At 69.9% G+C, this 7,815-nt stretch carries 10 protein-coding genes and 1 pseudogene; 6 read left to right on the forward strand and 5 right to left on the reverse strand.

Translation table 11 applies throughout. The annotated features are described in order from the left end of the window. Positions 1-47: 47 nt before the first annotated feature. Positions 48-1,100 carry a type I glyceraldehyde-3-phosphate dehydrogenase gene (gene gap, locus R6U01_RS00405; protein ID WP_410284481.1) on the reverse strand — a complete coding sequence of 351 codons (1,053 nt, stop codon included), beginning with the start codon at positions 1,098-1,100 and terminating at the stop codon, positions 48-50. A gap of 196 nt (positions 1,101-1,296) precedes the next feature. Here gap and R6U01_RS00410 point away from each other — a divergent pair, with 196 nt between their 5' ends. After that, entirely contained in the window at positions 1,297-1,674 is a 378-nt protein-coding gene (locus tag R6U01_RS00410) for an Hsp20/alpha crystallin family protein (RefSeq protein ID WP_410284482.1), read from the forward strand. A gap of 18 nt (positions 1,675-1,692) precedes the next feature. Here R6U01_RS00410 and R6U01_RS00415 read toward each other — a convergent pair whose 3' ends face one another. Both R6U01_RS00415 and eif1A read right to left on the reverse strand, forming a co-directional pair. Continuing rightward, on the reverse strand, positions 1,693-2,592 hold the full coding sequence (locus R6U01_RS00415; protein WP_410284483.1) for a RimK family alpha-L-glutamate ligase: 900 nt from the start codon (positions 2,590-2,592) through the stop codon (positions 1,693-1,695). A 112-nt stretch (positions 2,593-2,704) separates the two neighbouring features. Continuing rightward, entirely contained in the window at positions 2,705-2,995 is a 291-nt protein-coding gene (gene eif1A, locus R6U01_RS00420; RefSeq protein WP_094527997.1) for a translation initiation factor eIF-1A, read from the reverse strand. Positions 2,996-3,086: 91 nt separating this feature from the next. Here eif1A and R6U01_RS00425 point away from each other — a divergent pair, with 91 nt between their 5' ends. Beyond that, positions 3,087-3,266: a hypothetical protein gene (locus R6U01_RS00425; protein ID WP_410284484.1), complete on the forward strand. Its 180-nt coding sequence runs from the start codon at positions 3,087-3,089 to the stop codon at positions 3,264-3,266. Between the two features lie 91 nt (positions 3,267-3,357). Then, entirely contained in the window at positions 3,358-3,603 is a 246-nt protein-coding gene (locus R6U01_RS00430) for a hypothetical protein (protein WP_410284485.1), read from the forward strand. 29 nt (positions 3,604-3,632) lie between these two features. On the opposite strand, the gene R6U01_RS00435 is transcribed toward R6U01_RS00430, so the two are convergent. Next, on the reverse strand, positions 3,633-5,309 hold the full coding sequence (locus R6U01_RS00435) for a cryptochrome/photolyase family protein (protein ID WP_410284486.1): 1,677 nt from the start codon (positions 5,307-5,309) through the stop codon (positions 3,633-3,635). Positions 5,310-5,429: 120 nt separating this feature from the next. Between R6U01_RS00435 and R6U01_RS00440 the strand changes: the two genes are divergently transcribed. From R6U01_RS00440 to R6U01_RS00450, 3 genes are all read left to right on the forward strand, one after another. Continuing rightward, on the forward strand, positions 5,430-6,404 hold the full coding sequence (locus tag R6U01_RS00440; protein ID WP_410284487.1) for an aldo/keto reductase: 975 nt from the start codon (positions 5,430-5,432) through the stop codon (positions 6,402-6,404). A gap of 99 nt (positions 6,405-6,503) precedes the next feature. Beyond that, positions 6,504-6,659, forward strand: coding sequence for a hypothetical protein (locus tag R6U01_RS00445; RefSeq protein ID WP_410284488.1), 156 nt, complete (start codon positions 6,504-6,506; stop codon positions 6,657-6,659). 114 nt (positions 6,660-6,773) lie between these two features. Further along, positions 6,774-7,262, forward strand: coding sequence for a hypothetical protein (locus R6U01_RS00450; RefSeq protein WP_410284489.1), 489 nt, complete (start codon positions 6,774-6,776; stop codon positions 7,260-7,262). A 172-nt stretch (positions 7,263-7,434) separates the two neighbouring features. Here R6U01_RS00450 and R6U01_RS00455 read toward each other — a convergent pair. Further along, positions 7,435-7,815: pseudogene (locus tag R6U01_RS00455) on the reverse strand (ribonucleoside-diphosphate reductase, adenosylcobalamin-dependent); the annotation flags it as partial.

The raw sequence follows: 7,815 nt of genomic DNA on the forward strand, positions 1-7,815 counted from the left end.
TTCTCCGGGCGGCGGTACTGCGAGAGGCGCCGACCGCGGTGGACGACTTACGACTCGTCCGTGACGAACGCGGCCATGTCGAGCATCCGACTCGCGAAGCCGTACTCGTTGTCGTACCAGGTGAGGACCTTCAGGAGCTTCCCGCCGGCGATGACGTTCGTCGACCCGAGGTCGACGTAGCTGGAGAACGGGAGGCCGACGATGTCGCTGGAGACGACCTCGTCGTCGGTGTAGCCGAGGACGCCCGCGAGCGGGCCGGAGTCGGCGGCGTCACGGAAGGCCGCGTTGACCTCTTCGGCGGTGACGGTCTCGTCGAGGCTGACGACGAACTCGGTGATGGAGCCGCTCGGGACCGGGACGCGCATCGCCATCCCGTCGATCTTCCCCTCGAGCTGCGGGAGGACCTCCTGCGCCGCGCCGGCCGCGCCCGTCGAGGTCGGCACGATGTTCTCGGCGGCCGCGCGCCCGCGGCGCGTCTTCGCCTTCGGGCCGTCGATGAGCGCCTGCGAGCCGGTGTAGGCGTGGACCGTGGTGAGCGTGCCGGCGTCGATGCCGAACTCCGCGTCGAGCACCTGCGCGACCGGCGTGATGGAGTTCGTCGTACAGGAGGCGTTCGAGACGACGTCCTCGCCGTCGTACTCGTCGTGGTTGACGCCGTAGACGAGCTGCTTGACCGGCTCCTCGCCCTTCGGAGGCGCCGAGATGACGACGGTGTCCGCGCCGCCCTCGAGGTGCCCGCTCGCGTCCTCGCGCGTCCGGAAGACGCCCGTACACTCCAGTGCGACGTCGACGTCGAGCTCGCCCCACGGGAGGTCCGCGGGGTCCTGCACGTTGTACAGCGGGACGGAGGTGCCGCCGATCGCCAGCGCGTCGCCCTCGAGCTCGACGCCGTCGAGCCGGCCCATGACGGTGTCGTACTTCGCGAGGTACGCCATGTCCTCGAAGTCCATCACGTCGTTGATCCCGACGAGCTCGATCCGGGGCTCCTCGAGCACCGCGCGGAGCACGTTCCGACCGATCCGACCGAACCCGTTGAGCCCCACTCGGACGACCTCGTCGTCGCTCACGTCCTCGGCCGCGGCGAGATATGATTTACTCATATCCGAAAAAGGTGAGCCGCAGATACTTAAATCCGACCGAGTCGCCCTGAGATCGTCACTATCGTTCGATTTCGTTACGATCGGTACTGACCGTCGTCGCCGGTTTTCGCCCGAGGGCACCGTCCCGCGCCGCGCCGTGTCGGCCAATACGGCGACCGACAGAAAGCTTATCGGGGTCACCGCCCTCACGTGGTGTATGGACAGAGACGACCGTGACGATCCGTTCGGTGATTTCTTCGCGGAGATCGAACGGATGATGAACGAGATGGCGGGCGGCGAACCGGGGACCGAGGACGCCGGCTTCGGGTCGGCGACGCACGTGGACGCGTACGCTACCGACGACGGCGTGCGACTCGTCGCCGACCTCCCGGCCGTCTCGAAGGAGGAGCTCTCCCTGCAGTGCGACGGCGAGGCGCTCACCATTTCGGCGGTCTCCGACCGGCGGGAGTACGACGAGACGGTCGAGCTCCCGGTCCCGGTCGACGAGCACTCCGCGAACGCGACGTTCAACAACGGGATCCTCGAGGTCACGTTCGACCGCGACGACGACTCCGCGTCGATCGACCTCGAGTAGCCGGCGGATCTCCTCCGGTCAGTTCTCCCCCGCCGCTCGCTCGATGAGCCCCGCGAGCCGGTCGTAGAAGTCGGGCTCGTACTTCGTCGCGGCGTCCACCGTCGGGCGCGCGTTCGTCTCGTTGACGACGAGCCGGCCGTCCGTCGCGAGCAGGTCGACGCCGAGGTAGTCGATGCCGAGGGCGTCGGCCGCCCGCTCGGCCACCTCCCGGGCGCGCTCGGGGAGGTCGACGCCGGCGGCCTCGGCGCCGCGGTGGACGTTGTGCTTCCACCGTCCCGCCTCCCGAGCGTCCGCCGGCAGCTCCCGGCGCACCGCGCCGGCGTACGCGCCGTCGACGACCATCGCGCGGTAGTCGCGCGCGTCGGGGAGGTACTCCTGGATCAGGTACGACTTGTCGCCGGTCGCGCGGTAGTCGTGGACGAGGTTCAGGTAGTCGACGACGCCCAGAAGCGAGTCCAGGTCGCCGGCGGCCGCGACGCCGACGCCTCGGGTCGCGGAGTTCGGCTTGACCACGACGGGGTACGAGAACGACGAGACCGCCTCGGTGACGACCGCCTCGTCGACGGGGTTCGACACCAGCGTCGTCCGCGGCGTCGGGAGTCCGGCGTCGTCGAGCGCGGCGAGGACGCCCGCCTTGTTCCGCGAGGTGAGGACGGCCTCGCGGCCGTTCACCCACGGGACCGACAGCCGCGCGTCGACGACGGCGCCCTCCATGAGCCGCGAGGGGTAGACGAAGCCGACGTCGAAGCCGTCGAACTCCCCGCGTTCGGGGTCTCCGTCCTCGTCGAGATCGCCGCCCGAGACGCGGAGCGACCGCTCTTTCGCCCGTACGTGTTCGACGGCGACGCCGCGGGCCGCGAGCGGCTCGCGCACTCGGTCGAACGTCTCCGCGTCGGTCGTCATCGCGAGCCGGAGCATACGCTCGTTCGGGGCCGTTCGGACTTAAAACGGTGCGGCGGGTGCCGGTCGCTCGTCGGTCTCGCGGGGGCGCCGACGCCGCTCCCGTGACGCCGGCGGTCCGATCCCCGCGCTACTGCAGGTGGCCTTCCTCGCGGAGCTGTTCTGCCTCGCTCTTCTCGTACCGCCACGCGATGTCGCCCTTCTCGTCCTGCCAGTCCCACGGCTCGACGAGGACGATGTCGTCCTCGCGGATCCAGACGCGCTTCTGCATCCGCCCGGGGATGCGCGCGGTCCGCTCTTTCCCGTCCGCACAGCGGACGCGGACCCGGTTCGCGCCGAGCATCTCGACGACCTCCGCGAACACCTCGTCGTCGTCGGGCATCCGGAGGTCGTTTCGACCGTCGCCGTCTCCGTTGCTCATGCGTACGCGGTGATACGCGCTCCCGGAAATAAAAGGGCCGCTCTCCGCACGGAAGCGCCCTACTTAAATCACGGCGGCGGCGATCGGGGGTATGCGCGACGCGCTCGGACGCACCGGCATCCTCGGCCTGCTCCTCGTCCTCCTCGCAATCGGCGTGTTGACCGCGTACGACCCCGTTGTCGGCGGCGGGATCGCTCTCCTGCTGGCGGGGCTCGGCCTGATCGCGAAGGGCGTCGCCGACACCGCGATGCGCGCGTTCGGCCTCAAGTAGCCGCGCTGGGCCGATCGCCGCTCCTCGATTCGGTCGCTCCGGCTCGCGCCGCTCCCGAAAGAGTGATAAGCCGCGGCTGCCGCGAGCCCGTATGGTTGAAGTACCCGCGGTCGCGGTCGAACTCGCGGAGCTGGTCGCGGTCCTCGCCGGGGCCGGCGCGGCCTCGGCGGTCGGCATCGTCCTCGAACGGTTCGGCCTCTCGGCGGCCACCGCCGGCGACCTCGTGCTCGGCGCGTGGGCGGTCGGGATGGGGCTGCTCGCGCTGTACGTCGGCGTCGTCGCCCTCGGGTACGAGCAGGCGCTCCCCCGGCTGCGGCGGCTCGCCGCCGGCGAGTAGCAGCGCGACGTCGGACCGCGGCCGGTATCTTATAACTCTCCGTTCGCCGCCAGTTCTCGGACCCTCGCCGCCCGCTCGCGGATGGCGGCCCACTCCTCGTCGTCTTTCTTATCGACGTGCGAGTACATCAGTCCCATCCGTCCGGTGCCGCGGAGCGCGTCCTCGTTCTCCTTCAGGAAGTCCCAGTAGAGGGCGTTGAACGGGCACGCCCCCTCGCCGGTCGTCCGCGAGACCGCGTACGGACACGACGCGCAGTGGTCGCTCATCCGGTTCACGTAGCTCCCCGAGGAGGCGTACGGCTTCGAGGAGAGCACGTCGGTGCCGAACGACCCCATCGCGACGACGTTCGGCGTCGTCACCCAGTGGTACGCGTCGACGAAGCCGAGGTGGAACCACTCGTTCACGTCGGCGGGGTCGGCGCCGTAGATCATCGCGAAGTTCGACAGCACCATCAGCCGCTCGATGTGGTGGGCGTAGCCGTACTCGCGGACGTGGCCGACGGCCTCCGACAGACAGGTCATGTCGGTCTCGCCGTCCCAGTAGGCCGGCGGCAGCTCCCGGGACTGCTCCAGCCGATTCGCCGTCGCCAGCTCCGGCATCGCCTCCCGGTAGACGTGACGCACGAACTCCCGCCAGCCGATCACCTGCCTGATGAACCCCTCGGCCGCGTTGAGCGGGACCGGCGGCAGGTCGGGAGCGTCGTCGCCGCCCTCCGCGAACGCGTCCAGCGTGGTCGCCTCCGAACCGCCGCTCGCCGCGTCGTCGGCCGGGTCGTACGCGCCCGGCTCGACTCCGCGCTCCTCGTAGGCGGCCTCCACCGCCCGGACGGGTTCGCGCGGGTCGAGCAGTCCGAGGTTGATCGCGGGCGATAACAGGGAGTGCGAGAGGAACGGCTCGCCCGTCACCATCGCGTCCTCGTACCGCCCGAACGACGGCAGCCGCTCGCGGACGAACGCGTCGAGGGCCGCCAGGGCCTCCTCGCGGGTGACCGGCCAGGCGAACGCCTCCAGCCCGTCGGCGCCCCAGGTGTCGAACCGGTCGCGGACCCACGCGTGCGTCTCACGGGTGAGCCCGTCCGGCTCGAACCGCGGGCGCTCCGGGGGCTCCCAGTCGTCCGGCGGCGTCTCGCGGTTCAGGTCGTCGTAGTTCCACTCGCCGCCGAGGGGCTCGTCGCCGTCCATCAACACGCCCGTCTCGCGGCGGACGTGGCGGTACCAGCCCTCCTGTCGGTAGGTGCGCTCGGCGGTGCCGTCCGCGCCGACGAGCGGTTCGGACCCGCTCCCGTCCGCATCCCGCTCGCCCGCCCACTCCCGCCACTCCTCAGGCGTCGTCCAGAACAGCTCGTTTTCTATCAGCGCCAGCGACCCGCCCCGCTCGGCGACGAGTTCGCGGAGGCGCTCGCCGGCGCCGTGGCTCGCGGGGCGCATCAGCCGGAGGGCGGGATCGGGGCGGTCGGACAGGAACGCGTCGAGGCCCCCGCCGAACGACTCGGCCCGCAGGTACGTCACGTCGTGGCCGCGCTCGCGGAGCTCGTCCCGGAAGTGTCGCATCGCGGAGAAGACGAGCGTCAGCTTGTGGGCGTGGTACGGCTTCCGATCGGCGAAGCCGTGCGCCTCGATAAGCAGCACCTCGTCGGTCTCCCCGAGCGCGTCGAGGTCGGGATTGAGCTGGTCGCCGAGCAGCCACAGGGCGGGTCGATCGCTCACGGCGGATCAGACGGACTCCGTCGACAAAGCTTCGAGGGCGCGTTCGGATGGGTCGTCGGTCACTGCCCCGGGCCGCCGCGCCCGGGGTGGTTTTTTGTCCCGGCTCCGCCTGCTCGGGGTATGGAGTACACCACCCTCGGCGACACCGGCATGACGGTGTCGAAGATCTGTCTCGGCTGCATGAGCTTCGGCGACCCGGACTGGCGCGAGTGGGTCCTCGACGAGGAGGAGGGGAAAGAGATCGTTGAGCGCGCGCTTGAGCTCGGGGTGACGTTCTTCGACACCGCGAACATGTACTCGAACGGCGAGTCGGAGCGCGTCCTCGGCGAGGCGCTGGCGGGCCACCGCGAGGAGACCGTCGTCGCCACGAAGGGCTACTTCCAGATGGACGAGTCGAACCCGAACTCGGGCGGGCTCTCGCGGAAGGCGATCGAACAGGAGCTCGCGAACAGCCTCGACCGCCTGGGGATGGACACGATAGACCTCTATCAGATCCATCGCTGGGATTACGACACGCCGATCGAGGAGACGCTCGCGGCGCTCGACGACGCCGTCCGCCGCGGCGACGTGCGGTACGTCGGCGGCTCCTCGATGTGGGCCCACCAGTTCGCCGAGGCGCTCCACGCGAGCGAGCGCGAGGGGTACGAGCGGTTCGCCACGATGCAGAACCACTACAACCTCGCGTACCGCGAGGAGGAGCGCGAGATGCTCCCCCTCTGTGAAAAAGAGGGCATCGGCGTGATGCCGTGGAGCCCGCTCGCGCGCGGCTACCTCACCCGACCGCACGAGTCGGTCGACGCCACGCTCCGCGGGGAGACGGAAGAGCACCTCTACGCGCATCCCTACCGCGAGGGCGGCGGTCCGACGGTCAACGAACGCGTCGCGGAACTGGCCGAGGGGAAGGGGGTGAAGATGGCCCAGATCGCGCTGGCGTGGCTGTTCCACAAGGAGTGGGTGGACACGCCGATCGTCGGCACGACCAGCGTCGAGCACTTAGAGGACGCGGTCGAGGCGCTCGACATCCACCTCTCCCCCTCCGACGTGGAGTGGCTGGAGGAACCCTACGAACCGGTCCGCGTCTCGGGACACGAGTGAGCGTCACCACCGACGCTTCACGAGCCGTTTTAATCCCCTCTGTGGCGTTTTAGGGATATCGTGGAAAGCTATTAGTGTGGTAAGAAATAGCATGGGTATATGAGCGACGATACCGAACAGTCCCCCGTCCCGTCGAGTACCGAGTACGCGCGTACCCGGACCCGGTGTCCGAACTGCGGCGACCACGTGCCCGCGGTCGGCCGCGACGCGGAGACGACCGAGTGTCCGAACTGCCACCGCCCGGTTCGAGCCTGACGACAGAGGCGGCGCCACCGCCGAGCGACGCCCGCGATCGACCGCCCCGATATAAACGCACCGTCGAGAGCCGGAGCAACAACCCTTTTCGCCCGGGCTACCGAACCGGGATCCATGGCAGACGACGAGACCACCGACGCCGACGACGGCGAGGAACAGGGCGGCGATGCCGCCGGAAAACAGGGCGGTAGTGCCGCCGAAAATCAGGGCGACGACGACGCCGAAAGTCAAGACGACGACGGGGAGGAGAAGTCCTTCCGCGAGCGCGTCGAGGAGATCCGCGAGCGACGCGAACAGGAGCGCGAGGAGGGAGAACGCCCCGACCCGGAAGAGATGATGGGCGGCGGCGGCCCGCCGGGGATGGGCGGCGGTGGCGGCGGCAACCCGTTCGCGCAGATGATGTCCGGCATGATGGGCGGCGGCGGGCCGGGCGGCGCGGGCGGCCCGCCGGGGATGGGCGGCGGCCCCGGCGCCCGCGGCGAGGAAGGCGGCGATCAGGTCGGTAACGAGGAGCTCGTGCGCGAGGTGCGCCAGCTCCGCGACGAGGTCCGCGACGCGACCCGACAGCTCCAGCGCATCGCGCAGGCGCTCGAAGACGACTGACGCGCCGTCGACGCGGTTCGTTTCGGCTCTCAGTTCCCTTTTGTCGGTATCGCCGCCGTCTCTCTCTACCTGCGGGTATCACGATTCCGATCGATCGTCGACGCCGCTCTCGACGCGAGTGCAAAAATAACTGATCGCGTCGCGGGCGCCTATCGGCGCCGGATTCGCCCGTCTAACACTCCGACCAGCCGCACGACTCGCACGTCTTGCAGCCCTCGGAGTAGTAGAGGTTCATCCCGCCGCAGTCGGGACACTCGGGCGACTCGCCGGCCGCGATGAGCTCCTGCATCGCGTCGTCGGCGTCGGCCGCGTCGTCGGCGGCCGGGTCGGCCCCGTTCGCGCTCGGGGCGTCGGTCGCCGCGCCGGCGTCGACCGCGCCGCCGTCGGTCTGGCTCGTCGATTCGCTCGCCAGGTCGCGCTCGACGTCGTCGAGGCTCTGCTGTTGCGGGATCCCCTTGTCGATCTCGTCGTCCAGGTAGCGCCGGAGCGCGGTGCCGATGGCGTCCGGGATCGACTGGATCTGCTCGCCCTTGTCCCAGGCGACCTTCGGGCT

Origin of the sequence: Halorubrum sp., from assembly GCF_046498025.1 — an archaeon.
GTDB lineage: Archaea > Halobacteriota > Halobacteria > Halobacteriales > Haloferacaceae > Halorubrum.